Origin of the sequence: Stutzerimonas stutzeri, from assembly GCF_009789555.1 — a bacterium.
GTDB classification, from domain to species: Bacteria; Pseudomonadota; Gammaproteobacteria; order Pseudomonadales; family Pseudomonadaceae; genus Stutzerimonas; species Stutzerimonas stutzeri_R.
Genome location: NZ_CP046902.1, coordinates 1612331 through 1637252, shown reverse-complemented (window position 1 = coordinate 1637252; position 24922 = coordinate 1612331). Strand labels below are relative to the sequence as shown.

Genomic DNA, 24922 nt, shown 5'->3' with positions numbered 1-24922 from the left:
CAGCGGGCCGCCCGCGCAGCCCGCCTCACGGTATGAAGGGTGCATGCTCGAGCAGCACGCGGCAACGCGCAACCAGATGTTCACGCAGCAGCCGCAGGGTTTCCCCGAGGTGCGCTCGGTGCGCACAGATCAGGTTCAGCGGCGCCGGCTCACCCAACAGCTCCGGCAGCAGTACGACCAGCCGTCCTGCCTGAACATCCTGGGCCACATCGAGCCAGGATTTATATACCACGCCCCGCCCCGCCAGTGCCCAGCGACGCACCACGTCGGCATCGTCGCTGATGCGATCGCCGCGCACCTCCTGCACCAACTCCTTGCGACCGTCCTGGAAACGCCAGCGGCCATGAACCCGGCCGGCCAGCATGAAGCGCAGACAATTGTGATCGGCCAGTTCGCCCAGCCGCTGTGGCGCGCCATGCCGTGCCAGGTAACCCGGCGCGGCACAGAGCACGCGTCGATTGGCGGCCGCCACTGCAAGGGCCACCAGGCTGGAATCGTCCGGCGGTCCATAGCGCAAAGCGACGTCCACGGGCTGGCGAAACAGATCGGCATTTCGGTCGGCCAACAAGAGTCGCAGGCTGATCAGCGGGTGCTGAAGCTGGAAGTCGTCCAGCCAGGGCAACAGCACATTGCGGCCAAAGTCCGAGGGTGCAGCCAGTTGCAGCTGGCCGCTGATCGACGCCCTGCCGCCCGTCAGCAGCTGTTGTCCCTCTGCCAGGCTCTGCAGGGCCGCGCGGGCGTGCCCCAGATACTGATCGCCCTCGGCCGTCAACCGGAGGCTGCGGGTCGAACGCACCAGCAAGCGACAGCCCAGCCCCGCTTCCAGCCGCTTCAGCGCGGCGCTCGCCACCGCCGGTGACAATTCCATTCGCCGGGCCGCAGCGGACAAGCTGCCCAGCTCCGCCGTCAGGACGAACACCTGCAAATCATCGGATCGCAGCATTTTCAATATTCCGTTGAAAGAGCCTCAGTTAAATATGCAGTTTTTATTCACAGCCCGAAAGACGACCATGGCCGCTTCACTCATCAACGGAGCGCATCCATGAAAGCCATCGGTTACCGACAGTCATTACCCATTGACGATCCACGCTCGTTGCTCGACGTCGAATTGCCCGAACCCACGCCCGGACCGCGTGACCTGCTGGTCGAGGTGCGCGCCATCTCGGTGAACCCGGTCGACACCAAGATTCGCATGCGCGTCCAGCCGGAAGATGGCCAGTACCAGGTACTCGGCTGGGACGTGGCCGGCGTGGTGCGGGCAGTCGGCAGCGAGGTGGAGCTTTTCGAGCCGGGCGATGAGGTCTTCTATGCCGGCGCGCTGGACCGCCCCGGTGCGAACAGCCAACTGCATCGGGTCGACGAACGCATCGTTGGGCGCAAGCCTGCCTCGCTGGACTTCGCCGCCGCAGCGGCACTGCCGCTCACATCGATTACCGCCTGGGAACTGCTGTTCGAACGCCTGCAAATCCGCGAAGGGAAGGAGGATCAGGATCAGCGCCTGCTCATCATCGGCGCAGCCGGTGGGGTCGGCTCCATCCTCACCCAGTTGGCGCGGCAGTTGACCGGGATCAAGGTGATAGGCAGCGCGTCGCGCAGCGACACCAGCCGCTGGGTTCGCGAACTCGGTGCCCACGAAGTGATCGATCATAGCCAGCCGCTCGCCGAAGAACTCCGGCGCCTGGGCATCGACGACGTCACTCACGTGGCCAGCCTGACCCACACCGATTCGCATTTGCCACAGATCGTCGAGGCGCTGCGGCCTCAAGGTCGCCTGGCGCTGATCGACGACCCGGCGAGCCTGGATGTCAGCCTGCTCAAGCGCAAGAGCCTGTCGCTGCATTGGGAGTTCATGTACACCCGCTCGCTGTACCAGACGCCCGACATGATTGCCCAGCATCAACTGCTCAACCGCGTCGCCGAATTGGTCGACCGCGGGGTGCTCAAGACCACCCTGGGCGAGCACTACGGCACGATCAATGCGCAGAATCTGCGCCGCGCTCATGCGTTCATCGAAAGCGGCAAGGCCAAGGGCAAGATCGTGCTCGAAGGGTTCTGAGGTCGGCCGCGGCCAGCTCAGGATGAGGCGATGTCCTCGCTGCGCGTCGAAACGGCGCTCTGGCCGGTGTACCAGGCCAGGCACGCCGCCACCAGCGCACATACCGTGATCAGCAGCGCCATCGGCATGGCCGTGCCGTCGTGCAGCCAACCGACCATGGCCGAGGCGATGGCAGCCACGCAGAACTGCAGGCTGCCCATCAGGGCCGAGGCCAGCCCCGCCTGCTGGCCCTGCCTGGCCATGGCACAGGCCGTCGCATTCGGCAGGATACTGCCGAGGCTCGCCAACCCGGCGAACAGTGGGATCAGCAACGGCCACAGTGCGTCCGGCTCGGCCAGGGCGATGACAAGCAAGGTCGCACCACAGGCGAAGTAGAACCAGACGAAGCGCCGTAGCCAGAAGCCCGGCCCTCGCAGGCGCAGCAACCGCGCGTTGATCTGCGAGACCAGGATGAATCCCGCCGCATTGCTGCCGAACAGCCAGCCATAATGCTCGGCCGGTACGCCGTACAATTCGATAAAGACGAACGGCGAGCCGGCGATGTAGGCAAACATGCCCGCCATCGCCACACCACCGGCAAGCGCGAAGGCAATGAATTCACGGTCGCGGAACAAGGCGACGTAGCGCCCCAAGGTACCGCTCAGCGGGTGTTTCGGGGCATCGGCCGGCAGTGTTTCCGGCAGCCGCAGTGCAACCGCAATTCCGCAAAGCGCGCTGAACACGGTCAGCGATACGAAGATCGACTGCCATCCGAAGGCATTCATCAAGATCCCACCCGCCAGCGGGGCGAGAATCGGCGCCAGCCCCATGACCAGCATCAGCTGTGAAAAAACCTTGGCGCCTTGCACCGGATCGCAGCTGTCACGCACCACGGCACGGGTCACCACGATGCCCGCGCAGCCACCCAGCGCCTGGACGAAACGCGCTGCGATCAACCCGTCCAGCGAAGGTGCGAATGCGCACGCGAGCGAGGCCAGGGTAAACAGCGTGACGCCGACCAACAGGGGCCAGCGCCGCCCGTACCGGTCGGCCAATGGCCCGTAAATCAGCTGACCGAAGGCCAGACCGACGAAATAGGCTGCCAGCGACAGCTGAACGTGCTCCACGTCTGTGGCAAAAGCGCGCGCCATAGCCGGGAACGCGGGTAGATAGAAATCGATCGCCAACGGGCCGAAGGCGCTGAGAGCGCCCAGAATGAGCAGAATCGCAAGGGGCATTGAAAAAACTCGCAGAACAAGAAAGGCGGTTCGCCAGCGCACGACCGGGGTGTGGCTGATATCGAACATTTGCAGAGAAGCCAAGATGCTGTTACATACAGAGACGATTGTAAACAGCCAAAGTTGCAGTGAGCCGAGGGATCGGCTTCGCACCATCCGCCCGACAGGGTCCCAACGCAGCCCGAAGCTGCCGTAGCTCAGACATGCGAAGAACCAAAGAAGACGCCGAAAAGACCCGTATCGCCCTGCTCGCTTCCGCCGAGCGACTATTTCTGGACAAGGGTGTGGCGCATACCAGCCTCGATCAGATCGCCCGCGATGCCGGCGTGACCCGCGGGGCCGTGTATTGGCACTTTCAAAACAAAGCCCATCTGTTTCACGAGATGCTCAATCAGGTACGCCTTCCGCCGGAGCAGATGACCGAGCGACTCTGCAGCTGTACCCAGGCGCAACCTCTGCAGGCATTGCGCGACCTCTGCCTGGAGGGCATTGGCGCGCTGGGCCGTGACGAACAGAAGCGCCGGGTGTTGACCATCCTGTTGCACCGCTGTGAATTCACCGAGGAACTTCGCGAAGCGGAAGAGCGCCACCACGCCTTCATCAACCTGTTCATCGAACTCTGCGAAAAACTGCTGGAACAGGCCGCGGACTGCCTGTATCCGGGCGTGACGCCGCGACTGGCCGCGCGCACGGTGCACGGACTGATGGTCGGCCTGTTCAGCGACTGGACCCGGGACCCAGGGCTGTTCGACCCACAAATCGACGGCCCGGCGCTGGTCGACCCGCTCTTCCGGGGTCTGGTGCGCGACTGGGACACCGCGGCCACGGTAGTCAATTGACGATTCAGCGAGGCTGGCAGCCGAGGCTGCCGCCGTGCGGTCATTCGATCCGATAACCCTCCTGCTCGATCGCCTCGCGAATCGCCGCATCGCTTAGCGCGCTTTCGACCTGAACCACCCCGGCATCCAGGTCTACGCGGACCCCCGCCTGGGGATCTAGCGCCTGGATAGCCCGTGTTACCGCGCGTTCGCAATGCGCGCAGGTCATGCCGTGTACGTTGAAGGTCTGCATCGTGGTTTCCCGTGTCTGTTCGTGATGATGTCCAAGCTTGCCATGAAGTCGAGGTCGTCGGCCCTTGCTGCGACAACCTGGTACTGGACTTGACATTCCCATAAGGTAAAGGTTGAGCATCGTGGACGAGTCGCCATTCGGAGCCCATCATGTCCATCTCAACCTACACCCTGCCCATTAGCGGAATGACCTGCGCCAGCTGTGCCGGACGGGTCGAGCGCGCCCTGCTGAAAGTGTCCGGCGTACAACACGCAGCCGTGAACCTGGCGGCCGAACAGGTGCGGGTGGAGACCGCCGCAGGCAACGTCGCCGAGCTTATCCAGGCCGTGGAGGACGCCGGCTATGGCGTGCCGGTACACACGCTGGAACTGGCGGTCGACGGCATGACCTGCGCCAGCTGCGTCGGCCGCGTCGAACGCGCCCTGCTCAAGGTCCCCGGGGTCCGCAGCGCCTCGGTCAACCTGGCCAGCGAGCGTGCCCATGTCGACGTGCTCGGCGCCGTCGATCCGACGGCACTGATCCAGGCCGTCGAAGCCGCAGGCTACGAGGCCCGCACCAGCGGCACCGAACGACCGGACACGGGCGATGCAGGACGCCGTATGCGCCGCGAGCGCGCTGCGGTGATCGCCGCGCTGGCATTGTCGGCGCCGCTGGTGATACCGATGTTCGGCGAACTGTTCGGCCTCCACTGGATGCTGCCGCCGTGGCTGCAATTGCTGCTCGCAACCCCCGTGCAGTTCATCCTCGGTGCGCGCTTTTATATCGCCGGCTGGAAGGCCGTGCGCGCGGGTGCCGGCAACATGGACCTGTTGGTCGCTATCGGCACCAGCGCCGGTTATGGCCTGAGCCTCTATCAGTGGTGGGCGGCGCCAGCCGGGCAGGTGCCGCATCTGTATTTCGAAGCCTCGGCAGTGGTGATCGCCCTGGTATTGCTGGGCAAATACCTCGAAAGCCGCGCCAAACGTCAGACCAGCGCCGCGATCCGCGCACTCGAAGCACTGCGCCCGGAGCGCGCGGTGAGGGTCGTCGATGGCCGCGAAGAGGACGTCGCCATCGCCGCGATACGGCTGGGCGACCACGTACTGGTCAAGCCAGGTGAACGTTTTCCGGTCGATGGAGAGGTGGTCGAAGGCGAGAGCCAGGCCGACGAAGCACTGATCAGCGGCGAAAGCCTGCCCGTGGCCAAGACGCCGGGAGACCGCGTCACGGGCGGTGCAATCAACGGCGAAGGTCGATTGCTGGTCCGCACCACCGCACTGGGCGGCGAGACCGTGCTGGCGCGCATCATCCGGCTGGTCGAAGACGCGCAGGCAGCGAAAGCGCCGATCCAGAAGCTGGTGGACAAAGTCAGCCAGGTGTTCGTCCCGGCCGTACTGATCATTGCCTGTTTCACCTTGGCCGGCTGGTTGCTGGCCGGCGCCCCGGCCGACGTCGCGTTGATCAACGCCGTTGCCGTGCTGGTCATCGCCTGTCCCTGCGCGCTCGGCCTGGCCACCCCGGCGGCGATCATGGCCGGTACCGGCGTGGCGGCGCGCCACGGCATCCTGATCAAGGACGCCGAGGCGCTCGAAATCGCTCATGCCGTCAACGCCGTGGCCTTCGACAAGACCGGTACCCTGACCTCCGGCCAACCGCGCATCGTTCATCTGCTGGCGGTGGACGGCAACGAGGCGAGCCTCCTGCAACAGGCCGGTGCGCTGCAACGTGGCAGCGAACACCCGTTGGCTCAGGCGGTGCTCCACCGCTGCGCCGAGGAGGGCCTGGCGATCGCCACGGTACGCCGAAGCCAGTCACTGACAGGGCGCGGCATTGCCGGTGAACTCGATGGCCGTTCTCTCGCGCTGGGCAACCGGCGACTGCTCGATGACAGCGGGCTGCAACCAGGCGCACTGAACGCCGACGCGCACGCCTGGGAAGCCGAAGGGCGCACCCTGTCATGGCTCATCGAGACGGCTCCGCAGTCACGGGTGCTTGGCTTGTTCGCCTTCGGTGACAGCCTCAAACCGGGTGCAGCCAAGGCCATTGCCGACCTCGAGGCACGGCATATCCGCAGCCACCTGATCACAGGCGACAACCGAGGCAGCGCCCGCGCGGTGGCCGAGGCGCTGCACATCGACAGCGTGCACGCCGAGGTCTTGCCAGCGGACAAGGCCGCCACCGTTTCAGCGCTGAAACAAGGCGGCGCGGTCGTGGCCATGGTCGGCGACGGAATCAACGACGCTCCGGCCCTGGCCGCCGCCGATGTGGGCATCGCCATGGGCACCGGGACCGATGTAGCCATGCATGCCGCCGGCATCACGCTGATGCGCGGCGACCCCCGGCTGGTGCCGGCGGCCCTGGAGATCAGCCGGCTCACCTATCGCAAGATCCAGCAAAACCTCTTCTGGGCCTTCATCTACAACCTCGTGGGTATCCCGCTGGCGGCCTTCGGCTTTCTCAGCCCGGTGGTAGCCGGGGCAGCGATGGCGCTGTCCAGCGTCAGCGTGGTCAGCAATGCCCTCTTGCTCAGACGCTGGAAGCCGGGGGCGTGATGACGGTTACGCCCTGCGCCCGCACCGACGGATCGCACACGACGAAGGATGCGCCTTTGCGCGGCGATACCCACCGGCACCCACACAAACCCACCCTGAGATACCTGGGGAGACCCGCATGAACATTGGCCAAGCGGCGAAGAAAACCGGATTGTCGGCGAAGATGATCCGCTACTACGAATCCATCGACCTGATCAGCCCCGCCGGGCGCAGTGCCAACGGCTATCGCCATTACGGTCAGGAAGACCTGCACCGCCTCGCCTTCATCAAGCGTTCGCGGGACCTTGGGTTTTCTCTGGAGGAAGTAGGCAAGCTGCTGACGCTCTGGCAGGACCGCCAGCGCGCCAGTGCCGACGTCAAGGCGTTGGCCGGCGCGCATATCGACGCGCTGAACCAGAAGATCGCCGAGCTGGTGGGCCTGCGCGACACGCTGCAACAGTTGATCGACCATTGCCACGGCGACGACCGCCCGGACTGCCCGATCCTAAAGGATCTGGAGTCCGGCGGCTGCTGTTGAGCGGCGATTACGCCTGCGATTGCAGGTAGTTTTGCAGGCCGATGCGATCGATCAGCCCGAGCTGCTGCTCCAGCCAGTAGGCATGATCTTCTTCGGTATCCATCAGTTGCGCGGCGAGAATGTCGCGCGTCGGATAGTCGCCGTGCTGTTCGGCCAGCTCGATTCCCTTGGCCAGCGCGGCCCGCACCTTGTATTCCAGTGCCAGGTCGCTGCGCAGCATGTCCGGCACGGTGTGCCCGACGTTCAGCGGCTCGGGCGTCATGTCGGGCGTACCTTCGAGGAACAGGATGCGCTGCAGCAATGCGTCAGCGTGCTGGGTTTCCTCTTCCATCTCGTGGTTGATGCGCTCGTAGAGTTTGCTGAAGCCCCAGTCGGCGTACATCCGCGAGTGCAGGAAATACTGATCGCGCGCGGCCAGCTCCCCACGCAGCAGTTCCTTGAGGTATTCGATGACCTGTGGCTGACCTTGCATTGCGACGCTCCCGCTCGAGTTGAATCAGCGACCATGATACGCCCAATCGGCGGCTGACGAACCGACGTGCGTTGCTGCAGACGGGCCAGTGCCCGGTCATCCGAGCATGGGCCGATACCCGAGCCAGAGCGCTGACCGCAGGACGCTCCGCACCGAAAGCGCCGTGCGCCACGCCAGCCGGTGCGATACCCGACCGTCGGAACGGTCGATGGCCAGCTCGGTCAGTTACGCATCCACGGCGGCGTAGGCGGTTCGTCAGTCGGCTCGTCCGTGGCGTTGCGCAGCGCCTCCTTGCGAGTCTGATCAGCCAGGGTCGCCTTGATCTCGCGCATCACCGCGTCGAGATCCGCGGCGTCTTCCGGTTCTGCGAATTCGCCGGTCAGCTCTGTTTCCGGGGTGAGCTTGCCGTCTTCATAGAGCGCCCACATTTCCTTGGCATAGCGGGTGAACCTGAGTTCAGGGGCGAACCTGCCAAAGTACGCCGACATGTTGCCCACGTCGCGCTCGAGCATCTCGAACGCGTGGTTGTTGCCGGCAGCGTCGACCGCCTGCGGCAGGTCGATGATCACCGGCCCGTAGCCGTCGAGCAGCACGTTGAATTCGGACAGATCGCCATGGACCAGACCGGCGCAAAGCATCTTCACTACCTCGCCGATCATGAACGCGTGGAATTCGCGCGCATCGTCAGGATGCAGATCGACGTCGTTGAGACGCGGCGCGGCATCGCCATCGTCGCCCGTGATCATCTCCATCAGCAGCACACCGTCGAGAAAATCGTAAGGCTTGGGCACGCGCACGCCCGCATCGGCCAGGCGGAACAACGCAGCGACTTCAGCGTTCTGCCAGTTTTCTTCCTTTTCCTTGCGCCCGTGTTTGGAGCCCTTGGCCATCGCACGGGCATCGCGGCTGCTACGCACCTTGCGACCTTCCTGATACTTGACGGCCTGGCGAAAACTCCGGTTGTTGGCCTCCTTGTAGACCTTTGCGCAGCGCAGCTCGTCGCCGCAGCGCACCACATAGACCGCTGCTTCCTTGCCGCTCATCAGCGGCCGCAGCACTTCGTCGATCAGCCCATCCTCGACAAGCGGCTCGAGTCGTTTTGGCGTTTTCATCAGCAGCGTATAGACCCTTTTCGACTATGCAGGATTGCAGGTTACGGTAATCGTCATCGGGCTTCCATGGTCGCCGCCAAGTTTAAAAGCGCGTTGCGGATTGGCATCCACGATGAGCAGGGCGGACAATTCGAATCAACCACCCAGGGAGCACCGCAATGCTCGATTTCGACCACTGTTGGCAAGCACTCTGCGACCGCGATCCAGGCTATGACGATCGTTTCGTGTTCGCCGTGCGTTCGACCCGGATCTTCTGCCGTCCCAGTTGTCCGGCGCGCCGACCGAGGCGTGACGGCGTCAGCTTCTTCAGCACTGCCGCGGATGCCGAAGCCGCCGGTTACCGTGCCTGCAAGCGCTGCTCGCCACAAGGCCAGAGCCCGGCCGAACAGCTGGACGCGCTGGTCGTCGCGGCCTGTCGGCTGCTGGATGAGCGTGCCGAGCCGGTGACTCTCGACCAGTTGGCCGCACGTATCGGCCTGTCCGCGTCGCATCTGGCACGGGCGTTCAAATCGCGTACCGGCCTCACGCCACGCGCCTGGGCGGCCGGTCGACGCCGCGAGCGGCTGGAAACACGCCTGCCGGCCGCCGATTCGGTGCTCGACGCAGCCCTGGAGGCCGGCTACGGCAGCACCCGCGGCGTCTATCAGAGCAGCACGGCGCTGAGCCCGGCGCAGCGCCGTCGAAAAGGGGCCGGCGAATCGCTGCGCTACGCCACCAGCGCCTGTCCGTTGGGGCTGCTGCTGATCGCGGCCAGCGAGCGCGGAATCTGCGCGTTGCTGTTTGGCGAGCTGGAGCACGAACTCTTGAGCGAGCTGCAATCACGCTTCGCTGCCGCCGAGCTCGTACGCGACCAGGACGGGCTCGGCGAATGGTTGCGCTCGATCCTGACGCAACTGGAGGAGCCCTCTCGCGCCGCCCGGTTGCCGCTCGATCTGCGTGGCAGCGCGTTCCAGCAGCGCGTCTGGCAAGCCTTGCAAGCCATCCCGGTGGGCCAGACCCGACGTTATGGCGAGCTGGCCGAACACCTCGGCAGCCACGCCCGCGCGGTCGCCAGGGCCTGCGCCAGCAATCCCGTCGGGTTGCTGGTGCCCTGTCATCGCGTCGTTGGCGCCAACCAGTCGCTGACCGGCTATCGATGGGGGCTGGAGCGCAAGGCGGCGCTACTCGAATCGGAGCGCGAAGACACGGGAGCCTGACGGCGATTTGGCGGTCCGATGTTCCATGACCCCGGAATCGAGAGCCGCCATGACCGAACTGAAACGCTATCGCATCCACTACCTGATCAACGGCAAACCGGCCTCGTTCACGCTCAGCGCCTTCGAAGAACCGGACATGGAACAAGCCGAACTGGAGATTCTCCTGCATCATGTCCGCGAGCCGCGAGCGGCAACGGATGCCCCTTGGGAGATTCCAACGCGGCCCAGCGAGCACAGCCGCATGGCGGAGCTGGGTGTCAGCGACATCCAGATCGAGGAAGAACCGAGCCGCTGATCCCCCCATCCAGCCAGACCAGGAGAAGCCGGTCGTGCGCCTGATCGACACGCACACCCATCTCGATTTCCACCCTTTCGACCCTGACCGCGATCAGGTGCTGGCGCGTTGCCGCGAAGCCGGTGTCGAGCGGCTGTTGGTGCTCGGCGTGCATCAGGCGAACTGGGCGCGCGTGTGGCAAATGGCGCTGGACGAACCGTCGGTGTACGCCGCGCTGGGCCTGCACCCGGTGTTTCTGCACGACCACCAACCGGCGCACCTCGACCAATTGCGCGGCTGGCTGGTACGGCTGCAAGGGCAGCACAAACTCTGTGCCATCGGCGAAATTGGCCTGGACTACTACATCGAAGCCCCTGACAAGGCGCGCCAGCAACAGTTGCTCGACGCCCAGCTCGATCTGGCTGACGAATTCGAACTGCCGGTGTTGCTGCATGTGCGCCGCGCCCATGCGCAAATGATTGCCACCCTGAAGCAGCACAAGCTCAAGCGCGCCGGTATCGCCCATGCCTTCAGCGGCAGTTGGGAGGAAGCGCGCGAGTACATTCGCCTCGGCTACAAGCTGGGCCTCGGCGGTGCCGGCACCTGGCCGCAGGCGCACCGCATGCACCGGGTGCTCCAGCAGCTTCCGCTGGACAGCATCGTGCTGGAAACCGACGCACCCGACATCGCGCCCCACAGCCATGCTGGCCAGCGCAACAGTCCGGAGTTCCTGCCTGATATCTGCCGCGAGCTGGCCGACATCAAAGGCATCAGCCCTGAGCAACTGGCCGAGGCGAGCTACCGAAACAGCTGCGAACTGTTTGGCTGGGGCTAAGCGGCCGGAACAGGCCGCACGCGCAATTGCTCACCTTCCACGTCGGCCTCGAATGTCGCCGCAGCCGGGTGCTGCAGCAGTGCATCGGCCAGCGCCGGCTCCAGCAGCGTGCGCACCCTGCGCGTCAATTCCCGCGCGCCGAAGCGAGGATCGTGCGCGACGCACAGCAGCTGCCGTGCGGCAGGGCTGAGCATGAGCCTGCATCCGCGCCGGGCGAGACGCTGATCGAGTTTGCCCAACTCGATATCCAGCAACGCCTGCAGCCACTGATCGTCCAGGCGCTCGAAGCGCAGTATGCGGTCGATCCGATTGAGAAATTCAGGCTCGAAATCCCGGTGCAACGCATCGTCCAGCACCTGCGCATCATCGACCGCACGCATGCCAAGCCAACGCCGCCAGCCACGTTGGTAGCGGCTCCGCGCCAGCCACGCCTCATGCGCGCCAATGTTGCTGGTCATGAATATCAGGCTGTTGCGGAAGTCGATCGTGCGGGACCCTGCCGAGAGTGTCAGCTGGCCGCTGTCGAGCACGTTGAGCAGGCTGCGCACGACCTCGCGGCTGGCCTTTTCCAGCTCATCGAACAGGACAATGCCCGGGCGGCTGAAACTGCCCTGGATCGCCTCGATATCGAACAAGGTGGTGCCTTCCTTGCTTCCCACGTAACCCGGTGGGGCGCCGGTCAGGGCCGCCGCGTAGTGCTCTTGGGCCAGGGTATTCATGTCGATGCGACAGAACGCATCGGGCTTGCCATGAATGGCCTGGGCCAGCAGGCGGACGGTCTCGGTCTTGCCGACACCGGTGGGACCGAGGAACAACATCACGGCACGCGGTCGGTCTGGCGCGCCGATCTCGGCCTTGATCACCTTGAGCGTGGCCTCGATCGCGTCCAGGGCCGTCTCCTGCCCCACGATGCGGCTGCGCAACAAGGCCATGACCTCGGCCGGCTCGAACAGATAGCGCGAAGCGCCAGGCTTCGCACGGGCCGTTTCGACGCCTCGTGCCGCCTGCTCTCGGTTGTAATCGATGAGGTCGTTGACGAAAGGCATGGGTCATTTCCGGAAGGGGAGCGAGCGTGCAGCGGCGTCGAAGCCCGAGAACGCGCTTCAACGCAGCGCTGCGATCAAGACAGCCGCCGCCGACGGGCTACGTGGCCGTCTGCGGCGGACCAAGGTCGCCCTACCCCACCGTCTTTTCCCGACCGCCGTGAGGCAGGTCGTAAACCGGGCAATCCGCTACGCCGACGGTCGTCCGGGTCATGGCCTCCACCTCATCGCGGGCTTTCTCGGCGTCGAGCACCCAGGTGCGGTAGAACTCGAAAGGACAATCGGCGACGCCACGGTCACCGTCGCCGGAGTTGTGCATGCCGGTGTAGCCACGGTGCAACAGCTTGAACAGGTGATTCTGCGACTGGTCATTGGCGCGGGCGTCGCGGATCTGCGAAACCGACAGTTGTGCGTACTGGATGCCCATTTCTTCCTCGCCGCACTCACCCAGCGTGCGTCCGTCGAAACCGATCAGCGCCGAGTGACCGAAATAGCTGTAGACGCCATCGAAGCCCGCCGCATTGGCCACCGCGACATAGCAGTTGTTGGCCCAGGCCATGGTCTTGGACATCAGCACTTGCTGCTCCTTGGCCGGATACATGTAACCCTGGCAGCGCACGATCAACTCGGCGCCCTTCATCGCACAGTCACGCCAGATTTCGGGGTAGTTGCCGTCGTCGCAGATGATCAGGCTGATCTTCATGCCCTTCGGGCCTTCGGAGACATAGGTGCGGTCGCCCGGATACCAGCCCTCGATGGGGCACCACGGGATGCATTTGCGGTATTTCTGCACGATCTCACCCTGATCGTTCATCAGGATCAGCGTGTTGTACGGGGCTTTGCCGGGGTCTTCGTTGCGTTCGCCGGTCAGTGAAAAGATGCCCCAGGTTTTCGCCTCGCGACAGGCAGCCGCGAAAATCGCGGTTTCCTCGCCGGGAATGGTCGTCGCGGTTTCCATCATCTCGGCGGGGTCGTACATGATCCCCATGGTGCTGTACTCGGGAAACACCACCAGGTCCATGCCCGGCAGGCCGAGTTTCATGCCCTTGATCATCTCGCCGATCTGGCGTGCATTCGCCAGGACTTCTGCCCTGGTGTGCAGGCGCGGCATCTTGTAGTTGACGACGGCAACGCCGACGGTATCGGGACTGCTGGAAATATCTCCGTGACGCATGTTGTTCTCCTCGGTATCCACGGCGGGCGACCGTGCGTTGGGTAGCGCGGGATGGGCTTTCCCCAACCGCACAAGGGCGGCCTGAAGCCACCCGCAGTTGATGGAATTAGTGGCTGATCATCCAGGGCCGACCGGCCGGTTTGCCTTTCATGGCATGAGGGTTGGCCTTGGTCGGCACGTTCGGCTTGCTCGGGCCGCAGCAATTGCAGCCGGCCGGGTGCTTGCGCCTGCTCGCGTACTCGGCAAGGGTTTGCGGTGCGTGCGCGGCGCGCTCGTTGGTTTCAATCGCGCGCCGCTGGCTGCCGGCCATGGTTGCCAGACCCGGCGCCGAGAGAATCACGCGCTGGCTTTCACCCGCGCAGCAGGGGCACGCGCAGACCTCGTCGCGCTCGGCCATGGGCCGTAGCACACTGAAGTCGCCGCATTGCGCGCAGTCGTATTCATAGATCGGCATGACGAACTCCTCGCGGTCGTGGCGCCCACCACCCGCGCGTACCTGGCCGCCGTCCAAAGCACCGGATACACGCGGGCAGCGAACTCATTTGTCCAGGGCGATCGGCAGGTCGACACTGCCATCCAGATGCTTGATCGGGCCGGACGCGTTGGGGTTGATGTCGAACTCGAAGATTTCGGTCGGCAACCAGAGGGTCGCGCAGGCGTTGGGAATGTCGACCACGCCGCTGATATGCCCCTGTACCGGCGCCGAGCCAAGCAGCGAGTAGCCCTGGGCGGGCGAGTAGCCGAACTTGGTCAGGTAGTTGATCGCGTTCAGGCAGGCCTGCTTGTAGGCAAGGTTGACGTCCAGATAATGCTGCTTACCCGCCTCGTCGACCGAAATGCCCTCGAAGATGAGGTAGTTGTTGTAGGTGGGCACGATGGGGCTGGGCTTGAAGATCGGGTTCTTGATGCCGTACTTGGCCATCCCGCCCTTGATCAGTTCCACCTTCATGTGCACCCAGCCAGCCATTTCGATGGCGCCGCAGAAGGTGATTTCCCCGTCCCCCTGACTGAAGTGCAGGTCGCCCACCGACAGCCCGGCGCCGTCCACATAGACCGGGAAGAAAATCTTCGAGCCGCGCGACAGGTCCTTGATGTCGCAGTTGCCGCCGTGTTCGCGTGGCGGCACGGTGCGGGCGCCGGTCAGCGCAGCCTTGTCGCGCGCCTCGCCGGTCAGCTTGCCCATGTGCGCGGTCGCCGCCAGCGGCGGATTGGCCAACGGCGGCACGCGCGTGGGGTTGCTGTCGATCAGTTCCTGTTCGCGCTTGTTCCAGTCGGCGAGCATCTTGTGATCGGGCAGGCAGCCGATCAGGCCAGGATGAATCAGGCCGGCGAAGTTGACACCCGGGATGTGCCGCGAACGGGTGAACATGCCCTGGAAGTCCCAGATGGACTTCTGCGCATGGGGGAAATGATCGGTGAGGAAACCGCCGCCATTCTGCTGCGAAAAGAAGCCATTGAAACCCCAGAGCGAATCCTGACGGGCACCGATATCGAGCAGATCGACTACCAGCAGATCACCCGGTTCGGCGCCCTGCACGCCTACCGGACCGGACAGGTAATGCACGGTGGACAGGTCGACGTCGCGCACATCGCTGGCGTCGTCATCGTTCTTGATGGCGCCAGCGGTCCAGTCGTAGGTTTCGAGGATGAAGTCATCGCCCGGCTTGACCCAGCAGGCCATCGGGATATCGGGATGCCAGCGGTTGTGGATGTTTTCGTTCTCGGTGGCGGCCTGATTCAAATCGACCTTGATCAGCGTTTCGGTCATGACGAAGCTCCTGGGACCCGTGGGGAAATCAGCGGTCTCGCTGAGTACCGGGCTAGTCTTTTCCGAAGGGCGATTTTGCGGAATACGTCGGATGACGTAGGGCCAGAGGCCAGCAGTGACGGGCGATTCCAGCGCTTCAGGCACGCTGGATCACCGTGACATCACGTCACGGTTGCGGCGTCGGCATGCGGCAGGTCGCGCCTGTCCGCATGCCTTCGGGCCCGCGCGGTCTACACCGAGAGGTAGCGGCTGATGAGGTGCTCGTCGACCTTGCCGCGGGTTTCTTCCAGCACGAAGCGACCTTTCTCGATCACCAGGAAGCGGTCAGCGATTTCCATGGTGAACGACAACACCTGCTCCGAGACCACGATGGTGAGGTCGCGCAGGTTGCGGATCTCCTTGAGGGTGCGCGCGATGTCCTTGATGATCGACGGCTGGATGCCCTCGGTGGGCTCGTCGAGCAACAGCACCTTGGGGTTGGTCGCCAGCGCCCGGGCGATCGCCAGTTGCTGCTGCTGACCGCCGGACAGATTGCCGCCCTTGCGCTTGCGCATCTCGTGCAGCACGGGAAACAGCGCATAGATATCCTCGGGAACCTTGCCGTGAGCCGACGCCGGCAACCCGGTCTGGATGTTTTCCAGCACGCTCATACTGGGAAATATCATCCGCCCCTGGGGGACATAGGCGACACCGCGCTCGACGCGTTGATGCGTTTGCAGATCGCCCACTTCCTGGCCATCGACCCGAACGCTGCCGGCACTCGGCTCGATGATGCCCATCAGCGTCTTGAACAACGTGGTCTTGCCCATGCCGTTACGGCCCATGATCGCGACGATTTCCCGCTTGTCCACGTTCAGGCTGAGGTCGTGAAGTATCTGGCTCTGACCGTAACCGGATGCGAGGTTGCTGACCTTGAACATGCTTTTCTCCTTTGAATGGCGCCACGACCGCTTGCAGCACCGGTCAATGCCCCAGGTAGACCTCGATCACTTTCGGGTTCTGTTGCACCGCATCCATGCTGCCCTCCGCGAGCACCTTGCCCTGATGCAGCACAGTGACCTTGTGGGCAATGCTCTTGACGAATTCCATGTCGTGCTCGATGACCAGCACCGAGCGCCCCTGGCTGATGCGCTTGAGCAGCTCGGCCGTCTGCGCGCGCTCGGACACGCTCATGCCGGCCACCGGTTCGTCCAGCATCAGCAGCTCCGGGTTCTGCATCAGCAACATGCCGATTTCCAGCCACTGCTTCTGCCCGTGGGAAAGCAGATCGGCCTGCTGGTGCAGGAAATCGGAGAGGAAGATTTCCCCGGCGACCTCCTCGACCCGTGCGACCACCTCGGCGGTGCGCTTGAAGAACAACGCGCCGAGGACCTTGCGGCCCACCGGATAGGACATTTCGAGATTCTCGAACACCGACAGGTTTTCGTAGATCGAAGGGTTCTGGAACTTGCGCCCCACGCCGGCCCGGACGATGTCGTACTCGCGCATTTTCGTCAGTTCACGATCGTTGAACTGAATGCTGCCACCAGTGGCCTTGGTCTTGCCGCAGATGAGATCGAGCACGGTGGTCTTGCCAGCGCCGTTGGGGCCGATGACCACTCGCACTTCGTTGCGATCCAGATACAGATTCAGGTCATCGACTGCCTTGAAGCCATCGAACGAGACCGTCAGGCCCTCCACGACCAGCACCGGCTTGGGCATATGAAACGCGGCTGTGGCGGTCATGGCGTGGTCTCCAGTTCCTTGCGGCTGTCGGTTTCGACGGGCGAAACAGGCTCGGCCCGGGCGGTGGTCGCTGGCGGGCTGATCCCGCGTTTCGCCGATAACCGCGCCAGCCATTTGCGTCCGTGACTCTGGTAAAGCCCGGCCAGGCCATTGGGGAAATACATCACCACGACGATGAACAGGCCGCCCATGAAGTACAGCCACAGTTCCGGAAAGCTCTCGGAAAACACCGTCTTGCCGTAATTGACCAGCAAGGCGCCGTACACCGCGCCCAGCAGCGACATGCGCCCGCCCACCGCCGCGAAGATGACCATCTCGATCGAGGGCACGATGCCGACGAAGCTGGGCGACATGAAGCCGACCTGCAAGGTGAACAGCGCGCCGCCGATTCCGGAGAACGCGGCGGCCACGCAAAACACGAAGATCTTGAAGCTGGCCACGTCGTAGCCGGAAAAGCGCACCCGCTCCTCCTTGTCGCGCATGGCCATCAGCAGTCGCCCCAGCTTGGAGGTGAGGATGAAACGGCCTAGCAGGATGCAGCACAGCAACAGCACCGCGCAGACGAAGTAGAGCGTGACCTTGGCTTCGTCGCCGCGAATATCCCAACCCATCAGGGTCTTCAGGTCGGTGATGCCATTGACCCCGCCGGTGAGGCCCTGCTGGCCGATGATGAGGATGGTGAGAATCGCCGCGATGGCCTGGGTCACGATGGAGAAATACACATCGCCCACGCGCCGTTTGAACATCGCCATGCCGATGACCAGCGCCAGAATCACCGGCACCGCGACCACCGCGAGCAAGGTAAAACCAAAGCTGTGGAAGGGTTCCCAGAACAGCGGCAGCTCGGTGAGCTGGTTCCAGTCCATGAAGTCCGGAATGCCGGGCGTCGACTGGATGCTGGTGCTTTCCGGGTCCGACGCCTCCAGCTTGAGGAACATCGCCATGCAATAGCCGCCCAGACCGAAGAATATGCCTTGGCCGAGGCTGAGAATGCCGCCGTAGCCCCAGCACAGCACCAAGCCGACCGCGACGAACGCGTAGGTCAGGTACTTGCCGACCATGTTCAGCCTGAAGCTGTCGAGCAACAGCGGGAAGACCACCAGGATCAGGGCGGCCAGTACCAACAGGCCAACCGCTCCCTGTCTGCCGCCGAGCAGATTCGTGTAGGCGCGTTTCATGAGCGGAGCCCTCTGCAATATGGTTCATGTACACACGCCTGCGCAGCGGCGCGTCCACGCCAGGACCGACCGGCCATCGCGGCGCACCGGCTCGAACGCGACAGCACGCGGCGACTCATTTGCGCACCTTGATCGAGAACAGCCCCTGCGGGCGCATCATCAGAATCAGGATCACCGCGGACAGGGTGAGCACCTTGGCCATGGAACCGCTGATGAAGAATTCGGATATCGACTGCGTCTGCGCGATGGCGAATGCCGATGCCATGGTGCCGAACAGGCTCTGCGCGCCACCGAAAACCACCACCAGGAAGGTATCGACGATATACAGCGAGCCGGAAGTCGGCCCGGTGGAGCCGATGGTGGTAAAGGCCGCGCCGGCCACGCCGGCCACGCCGCAGCCCAGCGCGAAGGTCATGCGATCGACCTTTTTCGTGTTGATCCCGACCGCGCGGCTCATCACCCGGTTCTGCATGGTGGCGCGAACCTGCAAGCCCCAGCGCGAGCGATACAGGAGGAAGAAGATCGTCGAGGTCAGCACCAGCACCAGCGCCATCATGAACAGGCCGTTGCGCGGAATATCGATGGCGTCGGTGGGGTTGAACGAGCCCATCAGCCATTCGGGCAACTCGGCGCTGACCTCGCGTGCGCCGAAGATCGAGCGGAACGTCTGCTGCATCACCAGCGAAAGCCCCCAGGTCGCGAGCAGGGTGTCGAGCGGGCGGTGGTAGAGCTTGCTGATCATCGCCCACTCGACCAGCCAGCCGAGCGCTCCGGCAATCACGAACGAAACAACGATGGCGAAAAAGAAGTAGTACGGCTGCAGCCCAGGCACGAATTGCAGCGTCAGGGTTGAAATCAGATACGTGGTGTAGGCGCCAACGGTCAGGAATTCGCCGTGGGCCATGTTGATCACGCCCATCTGACCGAAGATGATCGCCAGTCCCAGCGCCATGAGCAGCAACACGCAGAACACCGACAGGCCATTGAACCCCTGCATGACGGTGATGGCGCCGAACTCCGATAGCCATTGCATAGTGGTGTCCTCGAAAAGCCGCAGAAGCCCGGCGTCCGACGATGTGGGTCGGACGCTCGGGTTTTTCGGGCGTTACTGATAACCCTTGGGGAATGGGTTCGGCTCGATCAGGTCGGACTCGTAGACCACGGTGAACTGACCATCGGCCTTCACTTCGCCGATGCGGGTCTTGCTCCACAGATGCTGGTTGTCGTGGACTTTGACGTAGCCTTCCGGCGCGGTGTCGAGTTCCAGACCAGCTGACGCGGCGACCACCTTGTCGACGTCGAAGCTGCCAGCCTTTTCAACCGCCGCCTTCCACAGCCAGGGGCCGAGATAGGCCGCCTGGGTCACGTCGCCGATGACCGAATCGGCGCCATACTTTTCCTTGAAGGCTTTGACGAAGGCGACGTTGTTCGGGTTATCCAGGCTCTGGAAATACTTCATCGAGGCGTAGAAGCCTTCCATGTTGTTACCGCCAATGCCCAGCAGTTCGTCCTCGGTGACCGACAGGGTCAGCAGGGTCTGCTTGTCCGCGGTGATGCCGGCGGCCTTGAGCTGCTTGTAGAACGCAACGTTGGAACCCCCGACCACGGCGGCGAAAATCACGTCAGGCTTTCTCAGCTTGATCTTGTTGGTCAGCGAGCCGAACTGGGTATTGCCGAGCGGGTAGTACTCCTCGCCGACCACCTTGCCGCCCAGCACCGTTTCGATGTGCTTGCGCGCAATCTTCATCGAGGTGCGTGGCCAGATGTAGTCGGAACCCAGCAGGTAGAAGGTCTTGGCGCCCTTCTCCTTGGCGATCCAGTCAAGGCTGGCAAGAATCTGCTGGGTGGCTTCCTGGCCGGTGTAGACGACGTTCTTCGACTGTTCGAGACCCTCGTAGAAGGTCGGGTAGTAGAGCAACCCGTTCTGACGCTCGAAGATTGGCAGAACGGCCTTGCGTGAGGCGGATGTCCAGCAGCCGAAGACCGCCGCGACCTTGTCACGCTCCAGCAGCTTGCGGGCCTTCTCGGCAAAGGTCGGCCAGTCGGACGCGCCGTCTTCCTGGATGACCTTGATCTGCCGGCCGAGGATGCCACCGCTGGCGTTGATCTGGTCGATGGCCAGGCGCTCGGCCTGGATCGATCCGGTTTCCGATATCGCCATGGTCCCGGTTGCGGAGTGCAACTGCCCCACGACCACTTCCGTGTCGGTAACGGCCAGGCCCGTGGAATTCACGTCCTGGGCCATGGTGGACGATGCGAAAACGCTCAAGGCAAGCATCGACAGCGCCGCGGCTCCCTGCGCGAATCGGCGGGGTAGACGAAGTGACGAACCCGTCAGTTTTGAATCCATGATCTGTGCTCCTGTCTCGGTGGGCCGTGCGTGGTTTGCCGCAAGCTGCGACGGGCCGGCATCGGGTCGAGAGCAAGGATGCGGTGGGGCAGCGATCCTCGGTATACGCAGATTGACGTAACCCCATACGTCATCTGACGTAGCGCGCCAACGCCCGAAACCGGTGCATGCTGCGCGCTACGCAGAGGGCGGCGCGCGTGTTTTCTCCCAGCGAAATCACCACGTGGGGACAACGCCTGCGCGAACGCGGCGAACACGCAATCGGAGGGCATGCAAGTTGCTTGATGGAGAGACCCAATCGACCGAGAGTCTCGACGTGCATCCCACAGGTACTCAGCGAGTCGTCAAGATTCGTCGCGACTACAACCGCTGGGTTGCGGACGAGACGCTGGAAGACTATGCGCTGCGTTTCACACCGAAGTCGTTTCGCAAATGGTCGGAGTTCCGCATTGCCAACACGGCGCTGGGCGCGGTCTCGTTCCTGGCGCTGGAGGCGATTGGCGGCACCCTGGCGCTGAGTTACGGCTTTACCAATACCCTGTGGGCGGTGATTGCGGTCAGTCTCGCAATCTTCCTGACCGGGCTGCCGATCAGCTATTACGCGGCCCGCTACGGCCTGGACATGGACCTGCTGACCCGTGGCGCCGGTTTCGGCTACATCGGCTCGACCATCACCTCGCTGATCTACGCGACGTTCACCTTTCTGTTCTTCGCCCTCGAAGCCGCCATCATGGCGCTGGCGCTGGAGCTGTACTTCGGCATGCCGCTGGCGCTGGCGTATGTGGTGTGTTCGATCATCGTGATTCCGCTGGTGACCTACGGCATCACCCTGATCAACCGTCTGCAATTCTGGACACAGCCCGTCTGGCTCACGTTGTTGTTGCTGCCCTACGCCTTCGTCCTGTTCAAGAACCCTGATGCGCTGTCCGACTTCACCACCTTTGCCGGTCGCGAAGCCAACGGCGGCGCGTTCAGCCTGCTGTCCTTCGGAGCCGCCTGCACGGTCGGGCTGGCGCTCATCACCCAGATTGGCGAGCAGGTGGATTATCTGCGCTTCCTGCCGGAAAAGACCCAGCACAACCGCAAGCGCTGGTGGGCCGCGGTCATCCTGGCCGGTCCCGGCTGGATTATTCCCGGCGCGCTTAAAATGCTTGCCGGGGCGTTTCTCGCGTTCCTTGCGCTGCAACATCAGATTCCCATCGAGAAAGCGGCCGAGCCGACCCAGATGTATCTGGTGGCCTTCAGCTATGTATTCACCTCGCCCGAGTGGGCGCTGGCGGCGATGGTGCTGTTCGTCGTGGTCTCCCAGATCAAGATCAACGTGACCAACGCCTACGCCGGTTCGCTGGCGTGGTCGAACTTCTTTGCCCGCGTCACCCACAGCCATCCGGGGCGCGTGGTCTGGCTGGTTTTCAACGTCTCGATTGCGCTGATGCTGATGGAGCTGGGGGTATTCGCCGCCATCGAGGAGGTGTTGGGGCTGTATGCCAACGTGGCGCTGGCCTGGATCGGCGCCCTGGTCGCGGACCTGGTGATCAACAAACCGTTGGGGCTTTCGCCCAGGCACATCGAATTCAAGCGTGCGCATCTGTATGACATCAACCCGGTGGGCGTCGGCGCCATGCTGATCGCCTCGCTGCTGTCGATCCTGGCGCACTTTGGCGCGTTCGGCGACCTGGCCCAGGCAGGCTCACCGGTAATCGCCCTGGGCAGTGCGATGCTCTGTGCACCGCTGATCGCGCGATTGACCCGTGGCCGCTATTACATCGCGCGCCAGAGCGCGCCCGAACTGATCTATCCCGACAGCCAGGATGGCGTGGTCTGCGGCTTGTGCAGCAACGCGTTCGAGCGCGAAGACATGGCCGCCTGTCCGGCCTATGGCTGTGCGATCTGCTCACTGTGCTGTTCGCTCGATGCCCGTTGCGGCGATGCCTGCAAACCACGCGCACGGCTGACCGAGCAGTTCGATGATTTCATCAGATGGGTATTTCCTCAGGCCTCGGTGCCCCGTCTGCACACCCGCCTGGTCCATTACCTCAGCGTGCTGGGGCTGATCATCGGCTTATTGTTCCTGGCCCTGTGGCTGATCTACAGCCAGGTATCGCAAGGCGTCGCCGCCAATCAGGCACAAGCCTTCGAGGCGCTGGATCAGGCGTTTTTCAAGGGCTTCCTGACGCTGTCGCTGTTTGCCGGAATTCTCGCCTGGTGGCTGGTCCTGACACGCGAAAGCCGGCGCGTGGCGCAGCAGGAGTCCGATCGTCAGACCGCCCTGCTGATGCAGGAAATCGAGGCGCACCGCAAGACGGATGAGCAACTGCAACGCGCCAAGGAGGCATCGGAATCGGCCAACGCCGCCAAGAGCCGCTACGTGACCGGTCTTTCTCATGAGCTGCGTACACCGCTGAACAGCATCCTCGGCTATGCCCAGATTCTCCAGCGCGACGCCGCCATGCCGCCCCACCATCGAGACTCACTCGACACCATCTACCGCAGCGGTGCGCACCTGCTTTCGCTGATTGACGGTTTGCTGGACGTGGCCAAGATCGAAGCGGGAAAACTCAACCTCGAACCCTCGGAGATTCCCTTTCCGGAATTTCTCACGCAGCTGCAACAGATGGTCGCCCCACAAGCGAAGGACAAAGGCCTGAGCCTGGATTTCGAGACGCGCGGACGCATCCCATCAGTGGTTCGCGGCGACGAAAAGCGGGTGCGCCAGATCCTCATCAACCTGCTCGGCAATGCCGTGCGCTACACCGACCAGGGCAGTGTGAGGTTGCGCACAAGCTATCTACGTGAAACGGCGACCTTCGAAATCATCGACACCGGCGTCGGCATCGCACCCGAGCAGCTCGAACGACTGTTCCAGCCCTTCGAACGCGGCGATCCGCTGCGCCAGGACAGCGGGCTGGGGTTGGGACTGACCATCACCCGGATGCTCACCGCGCTCATGGGTGGCGAATTGCAGGTCAAAAGCGACGTGGGCCAGGGCACCGCGTTCCAGGTTCGGCTGTTTCTGTCGGAGGTACGGGCCCCCCAAGCGGTGGTGCATGTCGAACACGACATCATTGGCTATCAGGGTCCACGCCGTCGCGTGTTGGTGGTGGACGATCACCTCGACCATCGGCGGGTACTGGCCGGGATGCTGGCGCCGCTGGGCTTCGAAGTCGCGATGGCGGCGAATGGGCAGGAAGCCTTGAGCCAGGTCTCGCTGCTCAACCCCGATCTGATCCTGATGGACCTGTCGATGCCGCACATGGACGGCTGGCAGACCAGCCGGTTGATCCGCGAATCCGTCGGATCGACCGCGCCCGTCATTGTCGTCTCGGCCAACGCCTTCGCCGACGACCGTGATACGAGCGCGCCCGGACACTGCACGGACTACCTTGCCAAGCCCGTGCACACACCCGTACTGCTGGAAAAAATACAGACCCACCTCGCCTTGGAGTGGGTCAAGCGCGACATGAGCCAAGTGCCCGCGCCGACGATGGCCCTGCTTCCCCTCCAGGCGATACAGGAGCTGCAGGAACTGGCCTCGCTCGGCTACGTGCGAGGCCTGCTCGATCACCTGGACAAGCTCGCCCAAAGCGAACCCGATTGCGGGGTTTTCATCATGAGTTTGCAGAAGCTGGCCAAACGCTTCCAGCTGAACGAGTTGACACGTCAGCTGACCCTCGCCGCGCAAGCCCCCGGCCGAGCCGAACAGACCGACCCGACAGAGGAGCAGAGTCAATGAACCTGGCGCACGCCATCGACCAGCAAGGCACCGTGATGATCGTCGACGACGTTCCGGACAACCTCGCCTTGTTATCCGATGCGCTGGAGCGCGCCGGCTACATGGTGCTGGTCGCAATGGACGGCGTCAGCGCACTGGAGCGCATGCAGCGCCTGCGCCCGGATATCGTCTTGCTGGATGCGCTGATGCCGGGGCTGAACGGTTTCGACACCTGCCGCCAGATGAAGGCCTCAGCCGACCTGCAAGACATACCGGTACTGTTCATGACCGCCCTGACCGAAAGCGAACACGTGCTTGCCGGGTTTGCCGCCGGCGGCAATGACTATGTCACCAAACCCATCCATGCCGAACAGGTCCTGGCGCGGGTCGCGGCGCACCTGCGTACCGCGCGTACATTGCAATCGGCGAGGATCGGCCTGGCTCCTGCCACGCCGGCGGATGAAGGCCGGACCCAGGCGGCACTGAGCCAGCGCTTCCAGCTCACCAGCCGGGAAATCGAGGTGCTGCACTGGGTCGCCTGCGGCAAGACCAACAAGGACATCGGCGACATCCTCGGCCTCAGCCCTCGCACGGTGAACAAGCACCTGGAACACGTCTACGTGAAGCTCGGCGTCGAGACGCGAACCGCCGCGGCGGCGGTTGCCATGTCCGCGGGCATGTCTCGCTGAGC

Annotated in this window: 23 protein-coding genes; 9 read left to right on the top strand and 14 right to left on the bottom strand. The window is 63.6% G+C overall.

What is annotated here, in order from left to right; all coding sequences use genetic code 11:
- Nucleotides 1-25: 25 nt before the first annotated feature.
- Nucleotides 26-943, bottom strand: a complete 918-nt coding sequence (locus GQA94_RS07615) for a LysR family transcriptional regulator (RefSeq protein ID WP_158187442.1) — start codon at nt 941-943, stop codon at nt 26-28.
- Between the two features lie 99 nt (nt 944-1042).
- On the opposite strand from GQA94_RS07615, the gene GQA94_RS07610 reads away from it, so the two are divergent.
- Nucleotides 1043-2056 (top strand): zinc-binding alcohol dehydrogenase family protein, encoded by a 1014-nt coding sequence (locus GQA94_RS07610; RefSeq protein WP_158187441.1) that lies wholly within the window; start codon nt 1043-1045, stop codon nt 2054-2056.
- A gap of 17 nt (nt 2057-2073) precedes the next feature.
- Here the strand turns inward: GQA94_RS07610 and GQA94_RS07605 are convergent, their stop codons facing one another.
- Nucleotides 2074-3273, bottom strand: coding sequence for a Bcr/CflA family multidrug efflux MFS transporter (locus GQA94_RS07605; RefSeq protein WP_158187440.1), 1200 nt, complete (start codon nt 3271-3273; stop codon nt 2074-2076).
- A 203-nt stretch (nt 3274-3476) separates the two neighbouring features.
- Between GQA94_RS07605 and GQA94_RS07600 the strand changes: the two genes are divergently transcribed.
- The gene (locus GQA94_RS07600) at nt 3477-4112 is read left to right on the top strand and encodes a TetR family transcriptional regulator (RefSeq protein ID WP_158187439.1); all 636 of its coding nucleotides are present in this window, start codon (nt 3477-3479) and stop codon (nt 4110-4112) included.
- Between the two features lie 40 nt (nt 4113-4152).
- Here GQA94_RS07600 and GQA94_RS07595 read toward each other — a convergent pair whose 3' ends face one another.
- Nucleotides 4153-4344, bottom strand: coding sequence for a heavy-metal-associated domain-containing protein (locus tag GQA94_RS07595; RefSeq protein WP_158187438.1), 192 nt, complete (start codon nt 4342-4344; stop codon nt 4153-4155).
- Nucleotides 4345-4493: 149 nt separating this feature from the next.
- Between GQA94_RS07595 and GQA94_RS07590 the strand changes: the two genes are divergently transcribed.
- Nucleotides 4494-6875 (top strand): heavy metal translocating P-type ATPase, encoded by a 2382-nt coding sequence (locus GQA94_RS07590; RefSeq protein WP_158187437.1) that lies wholly within the window; start codon nt 4494-4496, stop codon nt 6873-6875.
- A gap of 118 nt (nt 6876-6993) precedes the next feature.
- The gene (gene cueR / locus GQA94_RS07585; RefSeq protein ID WP_158187436.1) at nt 6994-7392 is read left to right on the top strand and encodes a Cu(I)-responsive transcriptional regulator; all 399 of its coding nucleotides are present in this window, start codon (nt 6994-6996) and stop codon (nt 7390-7392) included.
- 7 nt (nt 7393-7399) lie between these two features.
- Here cueR and bfr read toward each other — a convergent pair whose 3' ends face one another.
- Both bfr and GQA94_RS07575 read right to left on the bottom strand, forming a co-directional pair.
- Entirely contained in the window at nt 7400-7864 is a 465-nt protein-coding gene (gene bfr, locus GQA94_RS07580) for a bacterioferritin (RefSeq protein ID WP_158187435.1), read from the bottom strand.
- Nucleotides 7865-8085: 221 nt separating this feature from the next.
- Nucleotides 8086-8976, bottom strand: coding sequence for a PA4780 family RIO1-like protein kinase (locus tag GQA94_RS07575; RefSeq protein ID WP_158187434.1), 891 nt, complete (start codon nt 8974-8976; stop codon nt 8086-8088).
- Nucleotides 8977-9134: 158 nt separating this feature from the next.
- Between GQA94_RS07575 and ada the strand changes: the two genes are divergently transcribed.
- Genes ada through GQA94_RS07560 form a run of 3 tightly spaced genes read left to right on the top strand, consistent with a single transcriptional unit; the run spans nt 9135 to nt 11281 of the window.
- Nucleotides 9135-10172: a bifunctional DNA-binding transcriptional regulator/O6-methylguanine-DNA methyltransferase Ada gene (ada, locus tag GQA94_RS07570; protein ID WP_158187433.1), complete on the top strand. Its 1038-nt coding sequence runs from the start codon at nt 9135-9137 to the stop codon at nt 10170-10172.
- Between the two features lie 49 nt (nt 10173-10221).
- Nucleotides 10222-10467 carry a hypothetical protein gene (locus tag GQA94_RS07565; RefSeq protein WP_158187432.1) on the top strand — a complete coding sequence of 82 codons (246 nt, stop codon included), beginning with the start codon at nt 10222-10224 and terminating at the stop codon, nt 10465-10467.
- Between the two features lie 34 nt (nt 10468-10501).
- Nucleotides 10502-11281 (top strand): TatD family hydrolase, encoded by a 780-nt coding sequence (locus GQA94_RS07560; protein ID WP_199270110.1) that lies wholly within the window; start codon nt 10502-10504, stop codon nt 11279-11281.
- Here the strand turns inward: GQA94_RS07560 and GQA94_RS07555 are convergent.
- From GQA94_RS07555 to urtA, 9 genes are all read right to left on the bottom strand, one after another.
- Nucleotides 11278-12327 (bottom strand): AAA family ATPase, encoded by a 1050-nt coding sequence (locus GQA94_RS07555; RefSeq protein WP_158187430.1) that lies wholly within the window; start codon nt 12325-12327, stop codon nt 11278-11280. The genes GQA94_RS07560 and GQA94_RS07555 overlap by 4 nt on opposite strands.
- Before the next feature lie 130 nt (nt 12328-12457).
- Nucleotides 12458-13498 (bottom strand): aliphatic amidase, encoded by a 1041-nt coding sequence (locus tag GQA94_RS07550; RefSeq protein ID WP_158187429.1) that lies wholly within the window; start codon nt 13496-13498, stop codon nt 12458-12460.
- Between the two features lie 106 nt (nt 13499-13604).
- A complete protein-coding gene (locus tag GQA94_RS07545; RefSeq protein ID WP_158187428.1) occupies nt 13605-13952 on the bottom strand; it encodes an FmdB family zinc ribbon protein in 348 nt (115 codons plus the stop codon).
- An 84-nt stretch (nt 13953-14036) separates the two neighbouring features.
- On the bottom strand, nt 14037-15266 hold the full coding sequence (gene fmdA, locus GQA94_RS07540; protein WP_158187427.1) for a formamidase: 1230 nt from the start codon (nt 15264-15266) through the stop codon (nt 14037-14039).
- A 230-nt stretch (nt 15267-15496) separates the two neighbouring features.
- Nucleotides 15497-16186: an urea ABC transporter ATP-binding subunit UrtE gene (urtE, locus tag GQA94_RS07535; RefSeq protein WP_158187426.1), complete on the bottom strand. Its 690-nt coding sequence runs from the start codon at nt 16184-16186 to the stop codon at nt 15497-15499.
- 43 nt (nt 16187-16229) lie between these two features.
- Nucleotides 16230-16991, bottom strand: a complete 762-nt coding sequence (urtD, locus tag GQA94_RS07530) for an urea ABC transporter ATP-binding protein UrtD (RefSeq protein ID WP_158187425.1) — start codon at nt 16989-16991, stop codon at nt 16230-16232.
- Nucleotides 16988-18169 (bottom strand): urea ABC transporter permease subunit UrtC, encoded by a 1182-nt coding sequence (gene urtC, locus GQA94_RS07525; RefSeq protein ID WP_158187424.1) that lies wholly within the window; start codon nt 18167-18169, stop codon nt 16988-16990. Before urtC ends, urtD begins: the two co-directional genes overlap by 4 nt.
- Before the next feature lie 115 nt (nt 18170-18284).
- Nucleotides 18285-19202, bottom strand: coding sequence for an urea ABC transporter permease subunit UrtB (gene urtB / locus GQA94_RS07520; RefSeq protein WP_158187423.1), 918 nt, complete (start codon nt 19200-19202; stop codon nt 18285-18287).
- A gap of 72 nt (nt 19203-19274) precedes the next feature.
- Nucleotides 19275-20447, bottom strand: a complete 1173-nt coding sequence (gene urtA / locus GQA94_RS07515; protein ID WP_423835435.1) for an urea ABC transporter substrate-binding protein — start codon at nt 20445-20447, stop codon at nt 19275-19277.
- Between the two features lie 388 nt (nt 20448-20835).
- Here urtA and GQA94_RS07510 point away from each other — a divergent pair, with 388 nt between their 5' ends.
- Both GQA94_RS07510 and GQA94_RS07505 read left to right on the top strand, forming a co-directional pair.
- A complete protein-coding gene (locus GQA94_RS07510) occupies nt 20836-24252 on the top strand; it encodes an ATP-binding protein (protein WP_158190054.1) in 3417 nt (1138 codons plus the stop codon).
- Nucleotides 24249-24920: a response regulator gene (locus tag GQA94_RS07505; protein WP_158187421.1), complete on the top strand. Its 672-nt coding sequence runs from the start codon at nt 24249-24251 to the stop codon at nt 24918-24920. Before GQA94_RS07510 ends, GQA94_RS07505 begins: the two co-directional genes overlap by 4 nt.
- The last annotated feature ends 2 nt before the right edge of the window (nt 24921-24922 follow it).

Bases quoted from the DNA above. Each gene is read 5' to 3' on its own strand.
- GQA94_RS07615 (WP_158187442.1), bottom strand. From the start codon at position 943: ATGCTGCGATCCGATGATTTGCAGGTGTTCGTCCTGACGGCGGAGCTG.
- GQA94_RS07610 (WP_158187441.1), top strand. From the start codon at position 1,043: ATGAAAGCCATCGGTTACCGACAGTCATTACCCATTGACGATCCACGC.
- GQA94_RS07605 (WP_158187440.1), bottom strand. From the start codon at position 3,273: ATGCCCCTTGCGATTCTGCTCATTCTGGGCGCTCTCAGCGCCTTCGGC.
- GQA94_RS07600 (WP_158187439.1), top strand. From the start codon at position 3,477: ATGCGAAGAACCAAAGAAGACGCCGAAAAGACCCGTATCGCCCTGCTC.
- GQA94_RS07595 (WP_158187438.1), bottom strand. From the start codon at position 4,344: ATGCAGACCTTCAACGTACACGGCATGACCTGCGCGCATTGCGAACGC.
- GQA94_RS07590 (WP_158187437.1), top strand. From the start codon at position 4,494: ATGTCCATCTCAACCTACACCCTGCCCATTAGCGGAATGACCTGCGCC.
- cueR (WP_158187436.1), top strand. From the start codon at position 6,994: ATGAACATTGGCCAAGCGGCGAAGAAAACCGGATTGTCGGCGAAGATG.
- bfr (WP_158187435.1), bottom strand. From the start codon at position 7,864: ATGCAAGGTCAGCCACAGGTCATCGAATACCTCAAGGAACTGCTGCGT.
- GQA94_RS07575 (WP_158187434.1), bottom strand. From the start codon at position 8,976: ATGAAAACGCCAAAACGACTCGAGCCGCTTGTCGAGGATGGGCTGATC.
- ada (WP_158187433.1), top strand. From the start codon at position 9,135: ATGCTCGATTTCGACCACTGTTGGCAAGCACTCTGCGACCGCGATCCA.
- GQA94_RS07565 (WP_158187432.1), top strand. From the start codon at position 10,222: ATGACCGAACTGAAACGCTATCGCATCCACTACCTGATCAACGGCAAA.
- GQA94_RS07555 (WP_158187430.1), bottom strand. From the start codon at position 12,327: ATGCCTTTCGTCAACGACCTCATCGATTACAACCGAGAGCAGGCGGCA.
- GQA94_RS07550 (WP_158187429.1), bottom strand. From the start codon at position 13,498: ATGCGTCACGGAGATATTTCCAGCAGTCCCGATACCGTCGGCGTTGCC.
- GQA94_RS07545 (WP_158187428.1), bottom strand. From the start codon at position 13,952: ATGCCGATCTATGAATACGACTGCGCGCAATGCGGCGACTTCAGTGTG.
- fmdA (WP_158187427.1), bottom strand. From the start codon at position 15,266: ATGACCGAAACGCTGATCAAGGTCGATTTGAATCAGGCCGCCACCGAG.
- urtE (WP_158187426.1), bottom strand. From the start codon at position 16,186: ATGTTCAAGGTCAGCAACCTCGCATCCGGTTACGGTCAGAGCCAGATA.
- urtD (WP_158187425.1), bottom strand. From the start codon at position 16,991: ATGACCGCCACAGCCGCGTTTCATATGCCCAAGCCGGTGCTGGTCGTG.
- urtC (WP_158187424.1), bottom strand. From the start codon at position 18,169: ATGAAACGCGCCTACACGAATCTGCTCGGCGGCAGACAGGGAGCGGTT.
- urtB (WP_158187423.1), bottom strand. From the start codon at position 19,202: ATGCAATGGCTATCGGAGTTCGGCGCCATCACCGTCATGCAGGGGTTC.
- urtA (WP_423835435.1), bottom strand. From the start codon at position 20,447: ATGCTTGCCTTGAGCGTTTTCGCATCGTCCACCATGGCCCAGGACGTG.
- GQA94_RS07505 (WP_158187421.1), top strand. From the start codon at position 24,249: ATGAACCTGGCGCACGCCATCGACCAGCAAGGCACCGTGATGATCGTC.